This window comes from Bacillus sp. ISL-7, assembly GCF_018613065.1.
Genome location: NZ_JAGGQW010000055.1, coordinates 1 through 21,079, shown reverse-complemented (window position 1 = coordinate 21,079; position 21,079 = coordinate 1). Strand labels below are relative to the sequence as shown.

At 39.0% G+C, this 21,079-nt stretch carries 15 protein-coding genes and 2 pseudogenes; 5 read left to right on the top strand and 12 right to left on the bottom strand.

Going from position 1 to position 21,079, the window contains the following annotated elements:
• The first annotated feature begins 1,224 nt into the window (after positions 1-1,224).
• The gene (locus J7E66_RS22535; RefSeq protein ID WP_215003974.1) at positions 1,225-1,416 is read left to right on the top strand and encodes a Spo0E family sporulation regulatory protein-aspartic acid phosphatase; all 192 of its coding nucleotides are present in this window, start codon (positions 1,225-1,227) and stop codon (positions 1,414-1,416) included.
• A 91-nt stretch (positions 1,417-1,507) separates the two neighbouring features.
• Here J7E66_RS22535 and J7E66_RS22530 read toward each other — a convergent pair whose 3' ends face one another.
• Together J7E66_RS22530 and pssA are read right to left on the bottom strand one after the other, a co-directional pair.
• The gene (locus J7E66_RS22530; RefSeq protein ID WP_215003972.1) at positions 1,508-2,800 is read right to left on the bottom strand and encodes a VTT domain-containing protein; all 1,293 of its coding nucleotides are present in this window, start codon (positions 2,798-2,800) and stop codon (positions 1,508-1,510) included.
• A 208-nt stretch (positions 2,801-3,008) separates the two neighbouring features.
• Positions 3,009-3,500 (bottom strand): CDP-diacylglycerol--serine O-phosphatidyltransferase, encoded by a 492-nt coding sequence (pssA, locus tag J7E66_RS22525; RefSeq protein WP_215003970.1) that lies wholly within the window; start codon positions 3,498-3,500, stop codon positions 3,009-3,011.
• Positions 3,501-3,778: 278 nt separating this feature from the next.
• On the opposite strand from pssA, the gene J7E66_RS22520 reads away from it, so the two are divergent.
• A complete protein-coding gene (locus tag J7E66_RS22520) occupies positions 3,779-6,904 on the top strand; it encodes an efflux RND transporter permease subunit (protein ID WP_215003968.1) in 3,126 nt (1,041 codons plus the stop codon).
• Entirely contained in the window at positions 6,876-7,022 is a 147-nt protein-coding gene (locus J7E66_RS22515; protein ID WP_215003966.1) for a hypothetical protein, read from the top strand. Before J7E66_RS22520 ends, J7E66_RS22515 begins: the two co-directional genes overlap by 29 nt.
• 122 nt (positions 7,023-7,144) lie before the next feature.
• Here the strand turns inward: J7E66_RS22515 and J7E66_RS22510 are convergent, their stop codons facing one another.
• The 3 genes from J7E66_RS22510 to J7E66_RS22500 form a co-directional block, all read right to left on the bottom strand.
• Positions 7,145-7,954 carry an EcsC family protein gene (locus J7E66_RS22510; RefSeq protein WP_215003963.1) on the bottom strand — a complete coding sequence of 270 codons (810 nt, stop codon included), beginning with the start codon at positions 7,952-7,954 and terminating at the stop codon, positions 7,145-7,147.
• A gap of 182 nt (positions 7,955-8,136) precedes the next feature.
• A complete protein-coding gene (locus J7E66_RS22505; protein ID WP_215003961.1) occupies positions 8,137-8,661 on the bottom strand; it encodes a type 1 glutamine amidotransferase domain-containing protein in 525 nt (174 codons plus the stop codon).
• A gap of 212 nt (positions 8,662-8,873) precedes the next feature.
• Positions 8,874-9,623, bottom strand: a complete 750-nt coding sequence (locus tag J7E66_RS22500) for a GDSL-type esterase/lipase family protein (RefSeq protein ID WP_215003959.1) — start codon at positions 9,621-9,623, stop codon at positions 8,874-8,876.
• 692 nt (positions 9,624-10,315) lie between these two features.
• On the opposite strand from J7E66_RS22500, the gene J7E66_RS22495 reads away from it, so the two are divergent.
• A complete protein-coding gene (locus J7E66_RS22495; protein WP_215003957.1) occupies positions 10,316-11,938 on the top strand; it encodes an ABC1 kinase family protein in 1,623 nt (540 codons plus the stop codon).
• A 174-nt stretch (positions 11,939-12,112) separates the two neighbouring features.
• Here the strand turns inward: J7E66_RS22495 and sdaAA are convergent, their stop codons facing one another.
• The 5 genes from sdaAA to J7E66_RS22470 all read right to left on the bottom strand — a co-directional run bounded on the left by sdaAA (position 12,113) and on the right by J7E66_RS22470 (position 17,722).
• Entirely contained in the window at positions 12,113-13,012 is a 900-nt protein-coding gene (sdaAA, locus tag J7E66_RS22490) for an L-serine ammonia-lyase, iron-sulfur-dependent, subunit alpha (protein WP_215003955.1), read from the bottom strand.
• Between the two features lie 55 nt (positions 13,013-13,067).
• A complete protein-coding gene (gene sdaAB / locus J7E66_RS22485; protein ID WP_215003953.1) occupies positions 13,068-13,727 on the bottom strand; it encodes an L-serine ammonia-lyase, iron-sulfur-dependent subunit beta in 660 nt (219 codons plus the stop codon).
• Positions 13,728-13,905: 178 nt separating this feature from the next.
• Positions 13,906-15,303 carry an amino acid permease gene (locus J7E66_RS22480; protein WP_215003952.1) on the bottom strand — a complete coding sequence of 466 codons (1,398 nt, stop codon included), beginning with the start codon at positions 15,301-15,303 and terminating at the stop codon, positions 13,906-13,908.
• Positions 15,304-15,470: 167 nt separating this feature from the next.
• On the bottom strand, positions 15,471-16,451 hold the full coding sequence (locus J7E66_RS22475; RefSeq protein ID WP_215003951.1) for an L-threonine 3-dehydrogenase: 981 nt from the start codon (positions 16,449-16,451) through the stop codon (positions 15,471-15,473).
• Between the two features lie 80 nt (positions 16,452-16,531).
• Positions 16,532-17,722, bottom strand: a complete 1,191-nt coding sequence (locus J7E66_RS22470) for a glycine C-acetyltransferase (protein WP_215003949.1) — start codon at positions 17,720-17,722, stop codon at positions 16,532-16,534.
• A gap of 713 nt (positions 17,723-18,435) precedes the next feature.
• Here J7E66_RS22470 and J7E66_RS22465 point away from each other — a divergent pair.
• Positions 18,436-19,842, top strand: a complete 1,407-nt coding sequence (locus tag J7E66_RS22465) for a glycoside hydrolase family 18 protein (RefSeq protein ID WP_215003947.1) — start codon at positions 18,436-18,438, stop codon at positions 19,840-19,842.
• Between the two features lie 149 nt (positions 19,843-19,991).
• Here J7E66_RS22465 and J7E66_RS22460 read toward each other — a convergent pair.
• Together J7E66_RS22460 and J7E66_RS22455 are read right to left on the bottom strand one after the other, a co-directional pair.
• A pseudogene (locus J7E66_RS22460) lies at positions 19,992-20,304 on the bottom strand (NUDIX hydrolase); the annotation flags it as partial.
• Positions 20,305-20,830: 526 nt separating this feature from the next.
• Positions 20,831-21,079, bottom strand: a pseudogene (locus J7E66_RS22455) (hypothetical protein); the annotation flags it as partial.

The window sequence follows — 21,079 nt, the reverse complement described above, 5'->3', positions numbered from 1 at the left end:
ACCTGGTAAACCACTCATTCCCATTCCGGGAAATCCGCCCATCCCCATGCCTGGTTGACCGCCCATTCCCATTCCTGGTGAACCGCTCATCCCCATGCCTGGAAAACCGCCCATTCCCATTCCTGGAAATGACATCATACCTTGTGACCCTAATGTCATGTTTACACCTACTTTCTATTGCATACTATGCTAAAAGAAAATATGGGAGCTTATTTTACCTATAAATTAGGCGAAATACCCACCAATTCTTATGTAAAAAACTAAAGGGATGCATGTCAATGAAGCTGCTGAGCTCTGGATATGACAAAATGAACCCCTTCTTATTCTCATAAGGTCGTGTACACCAATCCAAGGATCACATTTATAGACTAGAATAAGAATTTACTTATCAGCATCCATAAATTCACTACCTAAAATCCACTTTCTATCTTTTAAAAATTATAGTATAATATCATTTTGGGAAAATAGATAAACATCAGGAATTTAGTGAATTTTTATAATGGCATAAAGGAGTAAAATAGATGTCAAAAAATTACTGGCTCACCACAGAGGAAATGCTGGAAAAGAAATAGCGCAAAAAGAACCTTACTTATAGTTTTATAGCCATAGGAACTATTATACTAAGCGCATTTGTAACAATCCTAGCAAACGGATCTAACGATCTAGTAGCAGAGCCCTATTCCCATAAATAGGTTTGAATTTAACTTTTTTAATAAAATCTAAACGGTTTATTCATAGTTTGTTCATGATTAAGTAGTAAGATAAATACATGAAGAGGACAACATTTAACTTTTTCTTTTTCATAACCCCCTTTTAATATATTTTTTGTAGATCCGGCATCTTGCCGGATATTTTTTTATAAAAAGCTTTAACAAGATTTGATGCCTCATCTAAGTTATTTTCAATTTTTAAAATATTTTTATTTTAATTTTAATGTTATTACAATATAACTTGTTCGCAGTGAATCGAAATAAGCTAAATTCAGTATTTGTTTATTTTCAAGCGGTTACACATTGCTATTGGAGAACACTTGATATACCAATATTATTTACCTTTTTTCAAATATTTTTACTATTTCATTCCCTGTTCACATGAAAAATCCACTATGTTACTATCAGAATGGGATTGGAATCGTATTATCATTAGAAGACGAAGAATAAGGAATCAAGTCATCATGCCTTCCAAACCATTGTTGGAAAAAAATATTATTTTACGAGGTGTATGATGGAAGCAATCGAATCTGCTCAAAATGAAAACATGGAACTTTTACAGGAAATAGTTACTCTTAAAACGAAACTAAGCGAAATATATAATCAAATAGGTCCAAGCAGTTCCGAATATATTACACTTTCAATCAGACTTAATTTACTTATGAATAAATACTTTGAGGAAAAAACCGTAACTCTAATGAATTAGGACTGGCATGTAACAGACAAAAACCCTCTTACCTCTTTTGTAGATATGGGGGTTTTTGTCTGTTTGAAATGTTCTCTTAACCATGATGACTTTAAATGTATTCATTTTTATTTTTTCCCAATACAAGTCGTATCATTTCAAAAAACAAGAAGTTAAAAAATATCCAGACACCACCATAAACATAACCCCCAACAATATCACTCGGGAGTTTTTCAGTGGATGCAATAATTGCTATGGTTAACCCCATTAATAAAACTAAAGTAAATAAAGGGCCTAATACTGGCGGTATATTCGTTTTTGGATGGCGAACAAGTAAAAATATGCATGTCCCATAAACAATGATTGTTAAAGTGGAACTTATATCAGGAAAATTATCGGAATGAAATTTTCCTACAAACCCTATTGATTGTAGATGGGAAAAAATCTGCATGATGGATTCATGAAACAGCCTAGCTCCTAAAATTGAAACGATGAGAAGAAGATACTCTAGGATCCTGTTCTTTCCTTTTCTCCAAATACGGATGATGGTTATGCCGATAATTGCACCAATAGCATACGGAGATTGAAATACTAGAAACCCTTTCATCCAACTCATATAGATAACTGACTTAACCATATATTCAGCTATTTCATTAAACTGAGTAAACTCATTAAATAAATAGTCTTGAGCCATTCCTAGCATCAAGGTCACCATACCAATTAAAACTAAAGTGAGAAAAGTAAGAAAGATCTCTGTTTTTCTTATGGTTTTTAGTCGATTAATTAACCAAGTTAACAAACTAATTAATAATGACTTAATTTGATTTTTATTAAACCGATAGATTAAATACCCTGCTAGTAATACTGCTATAACAATTATAAAAATCACAAAATATTTACTTGCTGCATGATGGAAAACCTCCCAGTGAGGTCCCAATACTTTTCCTAATGTAATAAAACAGAATCCCCATAAAAATGAACCTATATATGCAGGAATAATAAATTTTCGAAATGGCATTCTAGAAATCCCCGAAATATAACCAGTGAAATGCCTAATCCCTGGAATGAAATAGGCAAAGACCAGTAATTTACTACCTGAACGTTCAAACCAAACGGATGTTTTTTTATATCTTTCAGGTCCTAGATGGATAAATTTTCCGTATTTTTCGATAAGTTTATATCCCCCTGCCTTTCCAATCCAATAGGTTACAGTAATTCCTGCACCGCCTGAAACAAAGACTGTCAAGAGAGCCAAAAGGTAATTCATTTTTCCCTGAAATACAAAATACCCGGCGTAGCTCATTAGAAATTCGCCTGAAATAGGCAGGGCCATAAGTTCTAAAAAGATTCCTAAAAATAGAATCAGATAACTGTGCTGTTCAAATAAAGTGATTAAGTATGACATATAAATGCCTCCGTTATTTATAAAAACACTAAAATAAATAATCCATCAACTCTAGTTCTAAATACAATGTAGCACGATAAATGATTTCATTTTCCATCTTAATGAATTATTAATCTTGTATTAAGAGAACAAAAAGGATAATGGATAAAATAAAAAAGCTATTGCCTTTATGAAAAGGTTACTAGCTTTTTTACATCGGATAATAAAATTAAAGTTTTTTAACCCTAATTGGACTCACCATTAAGAGAGCAAGGATTAAAGTGATCCATGCATTGCTATATAAAAATAATCCCATTCCAGCCAATGGCAATCCCGCAGCTGGAATAGGTAATCCTTTAAAATACCCAATGGTTGGTTTAACACTAAATTTAGCTAATCTTAATGCCCCCATCGTTGGGAAAAGGATAAATGCCAATGAAGTTAAAATGGATGGCGCTGCTATCGAATGAAACAGAAGTGCAGGAGCAACTCCGAAGCTAACAATATCAGCTAAAGAATCTAATTCTACGCCAAATTCACTATTCACTTTTAATTTTCTCGCTATTCTTCCGTCAAGAAGATCTAAAACAGCCGATAAGAAAATAAAAATGGAGGCTAGTTCCAAAAAGCCACTCATATTAGAGGTAATTGAAAGAACACCGCACAATAAATTTCCCATCGTAAATAAATTCGGTATAGCCTTTACCATATGATTTAACAAGGTAGCCCCCCTAACAAAGACAAATCTTCCCCATTTAAGTAGCATTTTCTATATATCCTTCTGTTATTCGAAAAAAACAAGCAAATAAAAACAAAGTGAAGAACAAATTTTCATTTTCCATTTTAATGAAAAATTAATCTTTTATTAAGGGAGCGTACAAGTTTGTTTTGTAAACTTTAAATTGCCCAATTAGATTGCAATACCATTCTTGAATTCACGACAGAAAACGATAAAGTTATTGGGGTTAATTTTATATAAAAGATGGGGGAGGTAAAGCAATGAAAAAATTCGTAGAGACAACCATGCAAAGAGGCATTCTTATGATTGTGTGTGTTGTCATCATTTTGGGTTGGGGCGGTATATCTGCTTACCAGATGCAAAGAGATTATTTGCCTGGGATTAACAATACGACCCTTTCAGTTAGTATGAGGGTACCAGGATATCAAGCAGCTCAGGTAAAACAGCAAGTGACAGATAATTTATCAAGTGCCGTCAAAACAGTGGATGGTTTATCCAATGTTGAAACCACTTCTTATGACGGTGGATTATTTATGAGTTTGTATTTTCCAATGAATACAGACATGAAGCAAGCAGAAGATCAAGTAAACAAAGCCTTGGCAAATGCAGATCTTCCGTCAACTATTACGAGCACTCCTTCGATAACAAGATTAACAACTAGTTCATTCCCAATTTTGACATACAGTTTAACTAGCTCAACATTGGATGAACAAACACTACGTTCCACTGCAACACAGGAAATTGTTAAACAATTAAAATCTGTCCCTGGTGTAGCGGATGTATCCGCAATTGGGGGAGCAAAAGATGGATATGTATTAACTGTCCGCATGAAAGACCTAGTGAAAAACGGATTAACATTGGATGATGTGAATAAATCGTTTGCTTTGGCTGTTCCATCCATGCCACAGGGGAATATTGTAAACAACCAATTATCAATCCCAGTATCTTTTGATGGGTTACCATTAACTGAGCAGCAAATGGAAAACGCAACGATTAAGAATAAGGAAGGGAAAATAGTTCCTGTTTCATCATTTGGTACCATAACGCATTCTTTAAATGACGTTAAAACCGTCTCCAGAACAAATGGAACGCCAAGTGTTACTTTAAATGTAATCAAAACACCATCAGCAAATATCACAGATGTTGCAGATCAAGTAAAGGACCGTGTTTCACATCTTCACTTAGATACGGTAAATCCAAAAGATGTTTCTTTCCAAGTTTTACTTGACCGGGAAAAAGAATTAAACAGCTCTCTTTTCGGATTAGTTAGAGAAGGCCTACTTGGCTGCTTATTCTCAATGATTTGTGTGTTCTTCTTTTTCCGAAATGTAAGATCCACATTATTAATTGCGATTTCGCTGCCAATTTCATTGTTAGCCACAACTGCTTTCTTAAAGTCAATGGGTATCACATTAAACATTTTAACGGTTTCAGGTTTGATTGTAGCTATGGGTCGTATTGTAGATGATTCGATAGTTATTTTAGACAACATGTATCGAAAACGGGAAGAATCGAAAGATAAATCCTTACTTTCCATTCTTGCATCATCAGTGGTTGAAATGATTCCTGCGATATTGGGTTCTACGTTAACGACCATTGCTGTTTATATTCCGATCGCCTTTGTTGGGGGAGTAATCAGTGCATCGTATAGCGGATTTGCTTGGTCCGTTGTGATTGCACTCGTCATATCTTTCTTTGTAGCAATGCTTGTCATCCCTGCTCTTGCTTTTATGGGATGGAAAGGAGGAAATTCTACAAAACAAACGGTCAAACTAGATTCGACAATGAAACCACTATTACAATCTGCTTTTAAACATAAAAGAGCGATGATTATTGTTTCGATCTTAGTCTTTTTAGGTGCAGGCATCTATTCTGCATTTCTTCCAGTAAGTTTATTGCCTAGTGGAAAAATTGGACAAATTGCCATCAAGGCTGAATTACCTAAAGGAAGCACGTTAATTCAAGTAGATTCTGAAGTACAAAAAATCGAAAAAGCATTAAAGGAAAATCCAAAAGTCGATGCTTATTCAGCAAATTTTGGTTCGACGATGACACCACAAAGTGATGACGTGTTTGACCAAGGTGGAGGTTTTATCACCTATCCAAATGTCGCAAATTTATCTGTTGTGTTGAAAAACGACAAGGATGCGGATTCTGTGATTAAACAATTACAAACTCAGCTTCCAACGATATCTAAAAATGTTATTTATACCGTAACAAGCCAGAACATTTCTGGTGATGATTCACAAATGCGTATCTTGTTTACAGGTTCAGACCAAGCAACATTGGATCAAGTAGCTCAAGCAGCAAGAACGAACTTATCAAAAATTGTGAACCTAAGTGTAGATGGAAAAGTGGATTTAACAAATGGTTCACCAAAATACAAAGTTACATTTGACCAAAAAGCAATTCAAGATAAAGGTGTAAAAATTACTGACATTCTAACGGTCATTAATCGTTATATGTCTTCATCTAAAGATGCAACGATTACGGTTGACCATAAAGCACTTCCTGTGGATCAATATTTAGATCAGATTGCAACAGGAACAAATTCAACTATAACGTTAAATGCTTCTGCGGATGATGTTTTAGCATCTCTTGCTTCTGAAACTTTTAAAGGAACAAATGGCGAAATGGTTCGTTTTGATCAGTTAGGTAAAGTTTCAAAAGATACCTCTCCTTCTACTATTAGCGAAAGAGATGGTCAACCATTCTCCCTTGTGACAGCACAGATTACATCAAATGATATTAGTAAAGTGTCAAGCCAAGCAGACAAGGCTCTAAGCAGCATGAAACTTCCTAAAGATGTAACGTATTCATTGGGAGGAATCACTGAACAAGTAAAACAAATGATTTTCGATATGTCTGTTGCCGTTGCATTTTCTATACTTTTAGTATTACTTATTACCTCTTCTATCTTCAAAGGATGGAGAGCACCATTATCAGTACTTTTAAGCATCCCACTTGCTTTAAGTGGTGTCGTAATAGCATTAATTCTATTCAACGGAGAATGGAATTTAGCAGCATTAATTGGTATTCTGATGCTTACTGGTATTGTAGTAACAAATGGTATTGTGTTAATTGATAAAATTGAAAAAAATAGAAAAGAGGGCATGCCGGTTAAAGAGGCTGTTTTAAGTGGAAGTCTTTCTAGGATTCGACCGATTTTAATGACAGCAGCCGCAACAGTTCTTACTTTGTTACCACTTGCCTTTTCTCATAATGCAGATACCGTGATTTCTCAAACACTCGGCATTGTGGTAATTGGCGGTATGGTAACATCGACAATCAACAGCTTTATTATCATCCCAATCATTTACGAGTGGTTGCATAAAAAAGCAGGAATCAAAAACATTAATGCAACAAAAGAAAAAAGTATCAGCTAAAAAATCTTTTAAGGATAGTGAAGATGTCCATCAACCATCACTAAATCTTGAGTTTCCTCAATTATTAATAAAGCTCGCCATGCCAATCATTACTGAATGGAGAGAATCGGTACCTTGAAGCCAAGGGACGGGAACAACAAACTAAAATAGCACCGCATTTTGCGGTGCTATTTTAGTTTTACGATAGGAAACGTAACCTGTATAAAATGCTGTCTCTATTACTAACAAACTTACTCTCAATCAAGATTTACCTACTTCAGACTCCAATCTCTCAAGAATTCTTCTTTTCCGATAAAGCATAATCCCAGTCTCCGCTAGGTCATTAATCATTGACCTGTTTGTAAATGCACCAAAAATCATCCCAGCAATAGGTACCATTTGAAACAGCTTCTTCCACCCAAACTGGTCTCTGTATGTATAAACAACCTCACGCCAGCCTTGCAGCTGCGACATCATTTCGCCTGAACCGCTTCCTTGTTGATAATAGCTGGAAAGCTCATTCAAAATCGCACGTTTGCCGACAATATCGGCTGAGGAAAACTGCAGGCATTTAATTATAAAAATTCGTTCGCTTTTTTCGTTAGGATCATATCCATGAATGATAGCAATTTCCTGCAGCGTTTTTAATGAAATGCCCATTAAAGCCGGAACATCGATCGCAAGAGTAAAAATCCCGCCGATTCCGGTGCTCGCGCCTTGGATCGTCGCAAACTTCTTTCGTTGACCGGTCAGCTCTTCGCTTAACTTATTCATGGCATTTAAAGGGATCTCCTTGATATCAGCTATTTGGTTAATCGGCTTACCTGTCTCTTTTTCAATTTTATCAAATAGTTTATCTTCTTTAATTAAATAGCTGCCGCCCGTCTGAATATAGTTACCGACCTCTTCAAGTAATTTCCCCACTTTATTGTGGATGAATTGAGGAGTGATTTTATCAAGAATCTTAAATGGCAGTCGTCCCAGGCGATCCCAAATCCACAAATCGCTTTGGCCATTTTCCCACTTCTCAATAACATTTAGCTCTTTCAATAATTCATCTCTTGTTTCCATGTATTTTGAGTCACCCTCGTTTGTTTATTTTCTACAGAATTACCCTTATTCTCATTAATAAAACATACGTATGATAAATGAAAAGGTTTCATGGTTTCTGGTTTGGCAGGTTGTTCGGAGAATGACTAGGCATGGAATCAAAAAAAGACAGCGAGTTATTGCTCGCTATCTCCCTTCCATGACTATTTCTTTTCTAACACATTAATAAATTCCCGTAGATAGTCAGGCAGATCCGGTGGACGACGACTGGACACCAAGTGACCGTCCGTTACAACGGGTTCGTCATACCAAATCGCGCCTGCATTTTCCATATCATCTTTGATACCAGGAGTACTGGTTACTTTTTTTCCATCAAGGATTTTTGCAGAAACTAGTACCCAGCCTGCGTGGCAGATTTGTCCGATTGGTTTTTCATCCGCATTCATCTGCTGAAGCAGAGAAAGGACTTCAGGGAAGCGCCGGATTTTATCTGGTGCCCATCCTCCTGGAACTAAGATTGCATCATAGTCTTTAGCGCTAACCTCTCCATAGGCAAAATCAGAGATCGCAGGTACGCCGTATTTTCCAATATATTTTTCCTTTGCATTTTCTCCGGCAAGATGGACGACAGCCCCTTCTTCCTGAAGTCTGAGAATCGGGTACCATAACTCTAAATCTTCAAAATCATTATGAACGAGACTAATTACTTTCTTTCCTTCTAATCGCATGGGTTCATGTTCCTTTCAAATTAGGTAGTATTAGTGCTTGTAATCGGATCATTCAATAGCTTCATATTTCTTTTGATTATACAGGGATATGTCCTTTGCACCAAATATCTCACTTTGTGGGATAAAAAAGTAACCGCCCAATCCAGATGGATGAGCGGTTACTTTATTGCTTTTTATCGGTGATAATAACGTTCTGGTTGTCGTTATTTCCTCTATGGTAAGGTCGGATCAATTTCTTTCCAGAACTGGTCGGCAACAACTTGATAGCCTGCTAGACTTAGATGAATGTCAAATGGATTTGGAAGATACAATGGATAGTTTGATGCAATCACATTGTAAGTCGGCACATACGTATCGTGATTGGCTTTGGATAGCGTGTCGATTTTACTATTAAACGCAAACAACAATGGCAGCAGCCCGGCCTGTTGCTCCGCAGGCAGATAAGGGAAGGTATTGTAATAACCCATGACATAAACCTTCGCATGGCGGTTTAAATTATCAATCGTTTGTAAAATGATTTGTAAATTTAGAGATGCACGGGCAATTGCAGCTGGCGCAGTTTTACCAGTCGGATCGGCCTTTAGAGCCCCGAGAAGGTCATTTCCCCCAATATCAATGGTAATGTACTCAGCTTCTTTAATTCCCGCCCTTACCTCTTTGTTAGAAAGGACATCTTTCAACAATTGGGCTGAAGTATAGCCAGGGACCGCATAATTATCGTAATCAACTTTGTAATTTTCTTTCTCAAAATCTTGTGCAATATAGTCAGGATATCCTACATCACCTGGACCAAAGGGCGTATATCCTACTGCGAGGGAATCCCCTAGGGCCACATAATCAATGACCGGTTTTTGAGGACTTTTTGCGGCGTTTGCAAGGCCTTTTGCAAAAGCGTTAACGGGTAAGGACATAAGTAAAGCGCCCACCAATACTAAACTCTTGAATTTTTTACTAATTTTCATAACACCTCTCCATTTGTTATAAAGTACATTATTTTTTTTAACAAAGAGGTGTTGTGTTCATAATTAAGAATGTTTAGTCAAAAATCTACAAATCTAATCTTTTATTTTTGTTTTTGAAGAAAGTCATCATCTCACGGTCCCCGGGAATAAAATTCAGCCCATATTTCAACTTTTCCTACGAAAATGACCTCTTCACCGACAAATTCCGTTCAGAATTTGTCAATTTTTTTGTATAAAAATATATTTATAGCATCAAATCGTTTACCCGTAGCGAGCTTCCTCTTAATTAGGGTAGGAACATTTTGTAAATGGTGCCTGACACCACAGCCTTAGTTTTTATAATACTTTCGCCTGGAAATGAATAAACATGTACAAGCGAAAGGGGATAAACATGGACAATCATGGCTTCTTCAATTTTGTACTCTATAAGTTATTAACTATTACGCTAGAGTTCATATCCCTTTATCTCCTGATCCTATGGTCTGAATGGTTTGCGGAGAAAAAAGGCTATAACCTATTTGAAAGAGCGTGGTTAATCACCCTAATCTCCATGCCAATCTTAACTTTGATCCTTTGGACGATCATAATCGGAAGATTCCATTTGTTTTAATGAGTGGCTGCAAGAGTTGAAACTTTATGTCTATAAAAATCGTAGTAACTAAAAAATCCTGGAATGGAATGTGGGGTTTCATATGAAGACGAAAAATAAGCTGGTTCGGATGTCGAAGGTCCTTGCTCTGGCCTTTGTCATCTTCCTACAAATTTATTGGTACAAAATCCGCCGAAAACCTAAAGCGGAATGGGAAAAGCTTTGGGAGAAAATTGGAGAAAGGTTTCGACAAACCCTGTTTGAATTAGAAGGCTTGCTCATCAAACTTGGACAAATCCTAAGTACGCGTGCTGATTTGCTCCCTCCTGCCTTTATCCGTCAAATCGAAGATATGACGGATAAAGTCCCCCCATCGGACTGGAGCGAAATTCAGGAAATTTTAGAAAAAGAATGGGAAAACTCGTATCATCAGCACTTCCAATTGATTGAAAAAACGGCGATTGCTTCCGCATCGATTGGAGAGGTGTATAAAGGTGTGCTCCAAGATGGAACAGAAGTGGCGATTAAAGTAAAGCGACCGCATATTGATACAATTGTCCAAACGGATTTTCGGATTTTAGGTATTATCATGTGGTTTGTCGATCACTTAGTCCCCCTTCCAAAAGGGTTTATGAATTTTAAAGTCCTATTTAAAGAAGTCAAACAAGTGATTGAACGAGAGTTGGACTATTCAAAAGAACTGAACACCATCCTTACGTTTAGAGAGCGATTTAAAGAGATGGATATCGTCCAAATTCCATTGGTGTATCCTGACCTTAGTACCTCAAATGTGCTAGTCATGGAGTGGGTCGAAGGATTTCGGCTGACCAATAACGAGGCGATCGACCAATTACCCGTGAGTCGGCAGGAGTTGGCGCAACGGCTGATGAAAGTATTTCTTCCCCAATGGATGGAACCCGGTACCTTCCATGCCGACCCGCATCCAGGAAACGTTCTTGTATCAAAGGAAGGAAAAATCATTTTACTAGATTTCGGAATGGTAGGCGAACTTTCCAAAAATGATGCCGGCTATTTTCAAGGATTAATCGAAAGCTTTCTCGCAAAAAATTACCCGAAGGCGGTTGATTGCTTATTTCATTTAGGAGTGCTGCTCCCTGAGGTTGAATCAAGAACGATTGAACGGATCTTAGCGGAATTCATCACCTTTCAACCGGCACAATTAAAAGAAATGGACCTTCTGGCATTAAAATTGGAAATCAACGATATGATTCAAGCCCTGCCTATTCAGATTCCTACCAGATTTGTCTTTTTAGGCCGGTCGGTTGTAACGATTGAAGGGATCATCCGTAATTTAGCTCCAGAGGCGGAAATCCTAGAATTAGGTAAACCTGTTTTTATGGAGTGGCTAAACAACCAAGGGAATAATAAATGGCTTTTCGTCTGGCATTGGCTTCAATCGCAGCCAATCTTTAAAATCTTCCATTCGGTTACAGAATTCCTTAATGCACCGCAAAAATTAGAGCAGTTAAAGGAAGTCGAACAAAGAAGGCAATTCCAATTTTCCATGTATGAAACTACGAAAAAACAGCTTTTTCTGTTAACCCTCTTCGGATTTACAGGGATTGCCGCAGGAATCTATACCTCCCATGACATAATCTGGGAGCTAGCAGTCGGAGTATCTTCGGTCTCGTTTGTCGGGTATTTTATTTGCTGTTATAAACTGAAAAAATGGATGAAGTACATGCATGAAAAACGAAAAGTATGAGTGGCAGTTACTTGGCAGCATTTTCATCCAGAATATTTATTAAAGCTTGCTCTAATGTTTATCCTGATAGGGTAGTCTTGGACTGTATCTGCAATGGACCTTTTGCCTTCCGTTTCTCCTTCATAGATCAAAAAAATAAAGCTGCCTGGAATGACCGGCAGCTTTTTGAAGTAGTTATACTAAATAATCAATCAGTTTTACTTTAGGCTGGCCAAAGATTTCCGCTTCAAGCCTACGTCCGGTCGGGGTAGCCGCTAGTCCGCCTTCGGCTGTTTCCCTTAAAGAAGCCGGCATTGACTGTCCAATTGCATACATGGCTCCAATGACTTCGTCACATGGAATCCTGCTGGTTATCCCGGCAAGGGCCATATCGGCTGCTGTCAAAGCATTTGATGCACCCATTGCATTCCGTTTCACGCAAGGCACTTCAACGAGGCCGGCAACCGGGTCGCAAACAAGACCCAGCATATTTTTCAAGGTGATGGCCATCGCTTCTGCTGATTGCTTAGGCGTACCGCCAGCCATTTCAACGATTGCGGCTGCTGCCATACCTGAAGCCGAACCTACCTCTGCCTGGCAACCGCCTGCAGCCCCTGAAATGGACGCATTGTTTGCAACGACAAATCCAAACGCCGCTGCCGTAAATAAAAATTCAATCATTTCCTGCCTAGTTGGATTGAGTTTATCCTTTACCGCAAATAATGTACCCGGGACAACCCCGGCCGAACCGGCAGTTGGCGTGGCACAAATGATGCCCATTGCTGCATTGACTTCATTCGTGGCAACCGCCTTGCTCACCGCATCCAACAGCAATGTGCCCGTAAGGGACTTTCCGCTCTGAATATAGTTTTGCAGCAATACTGCATCTCCGCCTGTGAGTCCTGTGCGTGATTTTACTCCATTTAAGCCCCGTTCGATAGCCTGTTCCATTACCGTCAGGTTCTGATCCATTTTGGCAATCACATCCTCACGGGAAAGGCCAGTAACTTCTATTTCCTGCCGAATCATAATTTCGGCTATTTTAACCTGTCGTTGTTCCGCCAGCGAAACAAGTTCAGCTACATTACGAAACATAGGATTTCCCCCTGCTGTCTTCTATTAATTTATGTTCGTGCCCGAAAACACCTATTTATACAACCATACGGATTACACTTATAATGTTATCCAGCTTTTGTACTCCGTTGATCACCTGGTCATCTAGCTTTTCATCGGATTCAATTACCATGATTGCCATGTCGCCTTTATCTTTCCTGGACACTTCCATATGACTGATGTTTATTTTATTTTGCGAAAGAATGGATGTTACAGAGCTGATTACTCCAAAACGGTCATTATGAATGACCAGTATTGCAGGGTCACCCGATAATTTTAGTTTGAACGAATTGATTTCAGTGATTTCAATGGTTCCTCCGCCAATGGAGATGCCGATAATCTCCAACTCTTTATCTTCATCAAAAAGATTAATCTTTACTGTATTTGGATGTTCTGTAATGGCCTCTTCCTCTTGAAAGATGACTTCCATACCCAATTGTTCCGCTATATCCAATGAGTCGGGTATCCGCTCGTCGAACGTATCAAAATCCAATAAGCCCGCAACAAGAGCCAAGTCTGTTCCATGTCCTTTATACGTTTTTGCAAATGAGCCGTAAAGCGAGAGAACAGCCTTTTTCGGCTGGCCCTCGAATAGGGTCCGGGCAACGCGGCCAATCCGGACTGCACCAGCTGTATGTGAACTGGAAGGCCCAATCATAATTGGACCAATGATTTCAAATGCTGATCGATACTTCATTGTTTTCACCTGAGTTCTATAATTAAGATTCTCTACATAGATGTTCCGTTTGTTTTCTTAGCATGCAGCCAACAAGAAAAATAGGGACAATTTATGAAAACTGTCCCTATTTATTGATTCTTATATTAACAGATTCCTTATACCCTTCCGTTTCTCCCACAATCAAACAGTCAGGAGTTTAGATCGCTTTCCTCTCTGTCAGATCCTCTTCTTGAAGATCCGCAGGAACACGCTTGTTAATTCCGAAAGCATAAAAGCTTATAACCACAATAGCCAAGAACACAATACCCGCAATCAGCGATACACGAGTGTCTTCATTGAACCACATACCGACAAGCACCGCTACCAGATAGGCAATTGTCACATAGTTAGTGACAGGCGCAAAAGGCATTTTGAATGGATGAGCCGCCATTTTTTCAGCATGGACTTTCCTGAACTTGATTTGGCTGATTAGAATGACAAACCAAGGAACCATCCCAGGAAGAACACTTGAAGCATAGACGTACACAAACAGTTTTTCAGGTGCAATATAACTTAAAACAACTCCAAAGCCAAGGCCGATTAGTACGCCAATTGTACCGAATAAAGGCACCCCATTACTTGAAACCTTCGCAAACGCTTTTGGAGCTTGTCCATTGACTCCAAGTGTATAAAGCATGCGCCCTGCGCTATAGATACCGCTGTTACAGCCAGACAATGCAGCAGTGATAACCACAAAGTTAATGATTCCAGCTGCAGCAGTAATACCGATTTTTGCAAAAGTTGCTACGAATGGGCTTCCGATCGCATGTAATTGATCCCAAGGATAAACTGTAACAATAACAAAAATTGCGCCAATATAGAAAACGAGGATACGCCAAATAGTACTTTGGATCGCGTTTCTAATTGTTTTCTGTGGATCCTTCGCTTCACCAGCTGTAATACCGATAAGCTCTACACCTTGATAAGCACCAACAACAAGTGATAGGGCAAAGAGGAACCCTTTAAGTCCGCCAGTAAAGAAACCGCCATTTTTCCAGAGGTTTGATATGCCGATCGCATCTCCTCCGTTGCCAATGCCGAAGAAAATCAGGCCGAAACCTGCAATAATCATCAATACAATCGTAACTACTTTAATCAAAGCAAACCAAAATTCGAATTCACCAAATGATTTTACAGAAATAAAGTTAGCCGCCCCGAGAATAACCATTGCGATTAGGCCTGGAATCCAAGAAGGAAGATTTGGAAACCAATAATGCATATAAGTACCGATTGCGATAACTTCCGCCATACCGACAACTACCCACTGGAACCAGTTACTCCAGGCAGTCATATATCCAGCTATTGGATGGATATACTTATAGCCAAATGTTGCGAATGAACCTGTACTTGGTTCCAAATAGAGCATTTCGCCCATGGCGCGCATAATCAAATATAGAAATATTCCTGTAATTCCATAAGCGAGCATTACGGATGGACCCGTCCAGCCTATCGTGCTGGAAGAACCCATAAATAGACCTACACCAATCGTTCCGCCCAACGCAATCATCTGAATATGGCGTGAACTTAAACCCCTATTCAATTCCTTGTTTGCCATTTAAATTTCCCCCTCTTTATTGTCAAATTTCTAATATACATGAAATAGTCCATCTGAAAAATACATTTGTCTTTTTTCTGCAGATGAATTATAATAGTTTTTATAGAAGAGAGCGCTTTCCTTTACCCCAGATTTCATAAAATAGTTTTGGGAAAGAAAGGTAATAATTAATAGGCTAGAGTAAGCTCCCTAAAGGGAATGCCTAATTTCTCTGATAGGTTTTCCAGCATATCTTTTGTCATACGGTCCAGGTTATATTGAGGATTGAAATCCCATTCCTCGCGTGCAGCCGATACATCAAGGCTATTTGGCCATGAGTCTGCGATGCCTTGGCGTACAGGGTCAACATTGTATGAGATTTCGAATTCAGGAATGAATTTTCTAATGGATGCAGCAATTTGTTCCGGCTCAAAGCTCATGGCTGTGATGTTAAATGCATTGCGGTGCTTCAATCTTGAAGGATCAGCCTCCATCAATTGAATGATAGCATCGATCGCATCAGGCATATACATCATATCCATATAGGTTCCTTTGCCAATGAATGATACATATTTCTTATTCTTAAGTGCTTCATAGTAAATATCTACTGCGTAGTCGGTTGTTCCCCCGCCTGGAAGAGTCTTGTATGAAATCAGTCCAGGGAACCTTACTCCGCGTACGTCTACACCGTATTTTGTAAAATAGTAGTCGCAAAGCAATTCACCGGATACCTTTGTGACGCCATACATAGTAGCTGGCCTTTGTACCGTATCCTGTGGTGTCATTTCTGCCGGTGTTCCTGGTCCGAAAGCAGCGATGGAGCTCGGTATAAAGAGTTTCAGGTTTAGCTCACGTGAAACTTCAAGGGCGTTCATCAGGCCACCCATATTCAGGTCCCATGCGAATTTTGGTTTTGCTTCTCCTACTGCCGACAAAAGGGCTGCAAGATGCATGAGGGTATCAACTTCATATTTTTTGCAAAGGCCTAGCATTGCTTCGTAATCCATAACATCAAGTATTTCAAATGTACCACCCTCGATGACTGGATTGCCTTCGATATGGCGAATATCTGTTGCAACAACGTTTTCTGTTCCGTACATTACTCTGAGACGGTGTGTCAATTCCGAACCGATTTGGCCGAGACAGCCAGTAATAAGAATTTTTTTCATATGATGGGACCTCCTAAGGTTTATTTACCCTTATTTTACTGAAGCAAGAACATTTTTATCCTTGGTGAAATTGTAAACGTTTAAATAATAGACAATTCTTTACCTATTTTTCCATAGACCGCCAAAACCTTATCAAGCATTTCCTTGGTATGCGCAGCAGTAGGCATATTCCTAACTCTGCCTGTACCTCTAGGAACTGTTGGGAAGGTGATTGATTTTGCATAAACGCCTTCTTCCATCAGCCTGCGTGAAAATAATTGGGTCAGATCTTCTTTTCCTATGATGCATGGGGTAATTGGTGTTTCGGAATGTCCAATTTCGAAACCAAGGTTCTTTAAGCCTTCTTTTAGGTATCTTCCGTTTTCCCAAAGCTTTTCAACTTTTTCTGTCGATTCGGTCATGATATTGATAGCTTCGATACAGGCGGCAGCATCTCCCGGAGTCAATGAGGTTGAAAACAGGAATGGACGTGCACGGACTTTCAGCCAGTCAATCAGCTGCTCTGTACCTGCTACATATCCGCCTACGACGCCAATCGCTTTTGAAAGGGTCCCAATCTGTAAGTCAATTCGGTCTGAGAGGCCAAAATGCTTAACCGTACCGGCACCGTTACCCATTACACCAGAACCATGGGCATCATCTACATACGTGATTAACCCAAACTCATCAGCAATTTCGACGATTTCCGGAAGCTTTGCTACATCACCGTCCATTGAAAAAACTCCGTCTGTGATGTACATGACTTTTTCGTATAAACCGCTTTCAATTGTCTCTTTCGCTACTCGACGCAAATCGTCCATGTCCTGGTGCTTGACGCGGATAATTTTCGCTCCTGACAATCTGCATCCATCAATTATCGATGCATGGTTCAATTCATCCGAGAGAATGGCATCCTTCTTTGTCATCAGGGCTGAAATAGCACCCATATTGCAATTGAACCCGGATTGGAAGGCAATGGCAGCTTCGGTATGCTTGAACTTGGCAATTGTTTTCTCCAATTCATTATGGATTGTCAATGTACCATTGATTGTACGGACCGCACCGGCCCCCAAACCATATTCCTCGATTGCTTCATGCGCTTTTTGCTTCATTCTTTCATTATTGGCAAGGCCAAGATAGTTATTGGATGACATATTGATTAATGATTTGCCATTGATGGTAACTATAGCGCCGTTTGGTCCTTCTACAGTATCAATGACATTGTAGAGGCCGTTTTCCCGCAACTCGTTCAGTTGGGGTGCTAAGAAATCCTTTAAAACCTTTTTTGCCAAAATAATTCCTCCTTTTAAAATTACCTCACACAGTTTCGCACATAACATCTGCTCGTGTTGTTTCATTGGGATTTTATTGTTAAAATTTGCAAACGGTTTCAAATTGGTGCAAAAAAACAATTGCCTCACGAAAATAACTCCCGAAATTTTTCAAGCCTACTTTTGAACGCAAGATGTTATGCTATGGAATTGGAAGTGGAATAATAGTCTCGTTTAGTTGATCCCCTGATCACCCGTATTAAAAATTCATAGATTCATATATTTCAATGTAATTCTATAATTATGTCGAAAAACTGTCAATACTATTACAAAAAACTAATCATTCAGACTAATGTGTTGCTATTAAAGAGACCTAGATTTATAAAGGGTTTTATTTATTAGCTTAGAAATTACTGCTTTTATTTTCCAAAAGAATGTTTCGTTTCCACGCTTTAAAAATAGTCGAGTCATTCTAATCCATTTTATCGATTTTTGTTCTGAAACTTAATCCAATTTATCGTCAATGCGATTTTATTGTTCATTTCGTTTCTTTGAGGATCATACAAAAACTACTAAAGAATAATAATAATTGGATTTCACTTGTCCCCATTAATATTCGATGATTAGCTTTTTTACGAAAAAACCTAACTGTGCCCATAAATTTATATAGACAATTAACCCAATCCTTCTAACCCACATAAGTTATTATTGAAGTGAAACAGGAGGAGAGGCAGATGGTGATCCATGTGGTCCGGAGCGGTGAAACACTTTGGCAAATTGCTGCTCGCTACAAAGTAAATATGAATGGAATTGTTCAATCAAATGGGCTCCAAAACCCGAACCAGCTGTTAGTTGGCCAATCGCTTGTAATCCCAGTCCCCGGGACATCACACATCATTAGATCCGGTGATACATTGTGGTCGATTTCACAACAATATGGGGTGGAAATTAACTCGATTATCCAGGAAAATCAACTCACAAATCCGTCTCTTTTATATCCAGGGGCAAAACTCATCATCCCTCCAAGGATACACGTGACTCAATCTGGGGAAACATTATGGCAAATTGCGAATCGTTACGGGGTGACAGTCCAAGCGATTATCGATGAAAATCAGATTCAAAATCCAAACCTCATTTATTCCGGTACACGATTAAGAATACCAATCAAGAAACCAACCATCGAAGTCAATGCCTATACCTACCAACCCGATCAAGCAGCGGCTGAAACGGTTAAGGAACTTAGCCCTTTGCTCACGTATATCAGTCCATTTGCTTACCTAATCAATGAAAAGGGGGATCTCACTCCAGCTCATGATGAGTTAACCCTACAAGCAGCAAAGACCAGTAATGTCACACCGATGATGTCGATTACAAACTTTACTTCAACTGCAGCTGGCTCAAACGTGGCTCATACCCTTCTATCTAGTCCAGAATTACGTGAAAAGGTACTGACAAATATGCTTCGGATTATGGATGAAAAGGGCTATAAAGGAGTAAACATCGATTTTGAAAATGTGTTACCGGCCGATCGCGAAAATTACAATCTATTCCTCCAACTAGCCGTGAACCGTCTTCATCCGCGAGGATATTTTGTCTCAACGGCAGTTGCTCCCAAGCAAAGTGCGACACAAGCGGGTCTACTGTATGAAGCACATGATTATGAAGCACATGGTAGGATTGTAGACTTTGTCGTGTTGATGACCTATGAATGGGGATACCGGCTTGGACCGCCACAGGCGATTTCTCCTATCAACCAAATGAGACGTGTCGTGGAATACGCGCGGACCGTTATGCCGGCAGAAAAAATATTCTTAGGGTTCCAAATTTATGCCCGTGATTGGCTCCTTCCACATGTTAAAGGACAAGAAGCAGAAACATTTAGTACACAAGAAGCGATTGCGCGTGCAGTAAAATACGGGGCATCGATTCAATATGATGACACCACCCAATCACCATTTTTCCGTTACGTCGATGAAAAAGGCCGTGGCCATGAAGTATGGTTTGAAGATGCCCGCAGCGCCCAAGCCAAGTTCGACTTGGCTAAGGAATTTAATCTCCGCGGAATTAGTTACTGGGCATTAGGCTATCCATATCCGTCGAACTGGACGTTGTTAGCTGATAATTTCAATATAAAAAAATGAGTTTTTTGAACAATCAGTTCTAGCATGGACTGATTGTTCATAAGTGAATATTTCCGAGTTAGGGCTGATTACTGAAATATTCTCCAAAGAAAAACCCACCGTAACACCTGTTCGTTCCATTCTTTTCACAACTACTAAAAAAAATTAAATTAACACTCCACATAAAAAGGATGTAGTTTTTCGTTTAAACAATACTCGATTCTTTGCCTGAAATTATTCCAAGTGACCATTTCCAATGCTTCTTCAACTGGAAAGACTTTCTGAGTAAGTGGTCAGCTCTCCCCCGGTTGGTATCCCCAAAAATAATGTACTACATATCGATTGGCTCACATTTTGATATACACCACAAAATTTAATCACATCAATATCTATTCCGCTTTCTTCTTTTGGTTCCCTGATTGCCGCCTCCTTCAATGATTCTCCTTCTTCAACCTGACCACCAGGCATTTCCCATCCCCTTCTTTCACATAACCGATCCATGAAAGGACACAACTCGCCTATTTTCCCCATATTCCCCTTTCAACCAATTGTTTGATTAAAAGTGCCTTCAACCCTTGATAAATAAGTATTCATACCTTCAAATTTATAAATTAATTGTTGAAAAACGACCTAAAAATAGGAGATAAATAGCCTTTGAACAATTATTGTCTATAAACGACAGCCAATCGACGTCATTCCATATATGCTATACTAATCAAACGTTTGGTTGAAACAGCTGTAAGTACGGTTCTATAGGTATTTTCCCTGTAAAAGGTGAGTGGATATTGTCGAGATTCGCAAAATCATTCCGCAGGAAATAACCCACCTTCCCACAAAATCTGATGGGTTTCTCTTAAACTTCCATCATTCTATTAATTTCCCGCCTTTTCTCTACTACACCAACGTTTAATTAAAGGTGGTGTTACCCCTCAAAATACCTGAAAGAAATGTAGAAAAATGGCTTCATCATTTACTCACTCTCTATTTCAAGGCGTCCAGCCACTCTTCGTTAAGACCGGGAATTTATGAAAAAATAAAAAACGTAATAGGGTCGCCTATTACGCTTTTTATAGGATGAAGTTAATTTTTCATGTCCGGCTTGAAGTAACGCTCGATGGGCAAGCAGAAGGGACCCCGTGATCCCTGCATTATCCCCTAGACCAGGACTCACAATATAGCTGGAAGTGACCGAACTCTCCTTTTTTCTTCCTTCACGGTCACTTAGAACCTCTCTATGTAACCGGACTCTTCCTTTTTC

Bases quoted from the DNA above. Each gene is read 5' to 3' on its own strand.
- J7E66_RS22515 (WP_215003966.1), top strand. From the start codon at position 6,876: ATGCAACAAAAGAAAAAAGTATCAGCTAAAAAATCTTTTAAGGATAGT.
- J7E66_RS22520 (WP_215003968.1), top strand. From the start codon at position 3,779: ATGAAAAAATTCGTAGAGACAACCATGCAAAGAGGCATTCTTATGATT.
- J7E66_RS22530 (WP_215003972.1), bottom strand. From the start codon at position 2,800: ATGTCATACTTAATCACTTTATTTGAACAGCACAGTTATCTGATTCTA.
- sdaAA (WP_215003955.1), bottom strand. From the start codon at position 13,012: ATGTTTCGTAATGTAGCTGAACTTGTTTCGCTGGCGGAACAACGACAG.
- J7E66_RS22495 (WP_215003957.1), top strand. From the start codon at position 10,316: ATGAAGACGAAAAATAAGCTGGTTCGGATGTCGAAGGTCCTTGCTCTG.
- J7E66_RS22500 (WP_215003959.1), bottom strand. From the start codon at position 9,623: ATGAAAATTAGTAAAAAATTCAAGAGTTTAGTATTGGTGGGCGCTTTA.
- J7E66_RS22480 (WP_215003952.1), bottom strand. From the start codon at position 15,303: ATGGCAAACAAGGAATTGAATAGGGGTTTAAGTTCACGCCATATTCAG.
- J7E66_RS22505 (WP_215003961.1), bottom strand. From the start codon at position 8,661: ATGCGATTAGAAGGAAAGAAAGTAATTAGTCTCGTTCATAATGATTTT.
- sdaAB (WP_215003953.1), bottom strand. From the start codon at position 13,727: ATGAAGTATCGATCAGCATTTGAAATCATTGGTCCAATTATGATTGGG.
- J7E66_RS22535 (WP_215003974.1), top strand. From the start codon at position 1,225: ATGGAAGCAATCGAATCTGCTCAAAATGAAAACATGGAACTTTTACAG.
- J7E66_RS22465 (WP_215003947.1), top strand. From the start codon at position 18,436: ATGGTGATCCATGTGGTCCGGAGCGGTGAAACACTTTGGCAAATTGCT.
- J7E66_RS22475 (WP_215003951.1), bottom strand. From the start codon at position 16,451: ATGAAAAAAATTCTTATTACTGGCTGTCTCGGCCAAATCGGTTCGGAA.
- J7E66_RS22510 (WP_215003963.1), bottom strand. From the start codon at position 7,954: ATGGAAACAAGAGATGAATTATTGAAAGAGCTAAATGTTATTGAGAAG.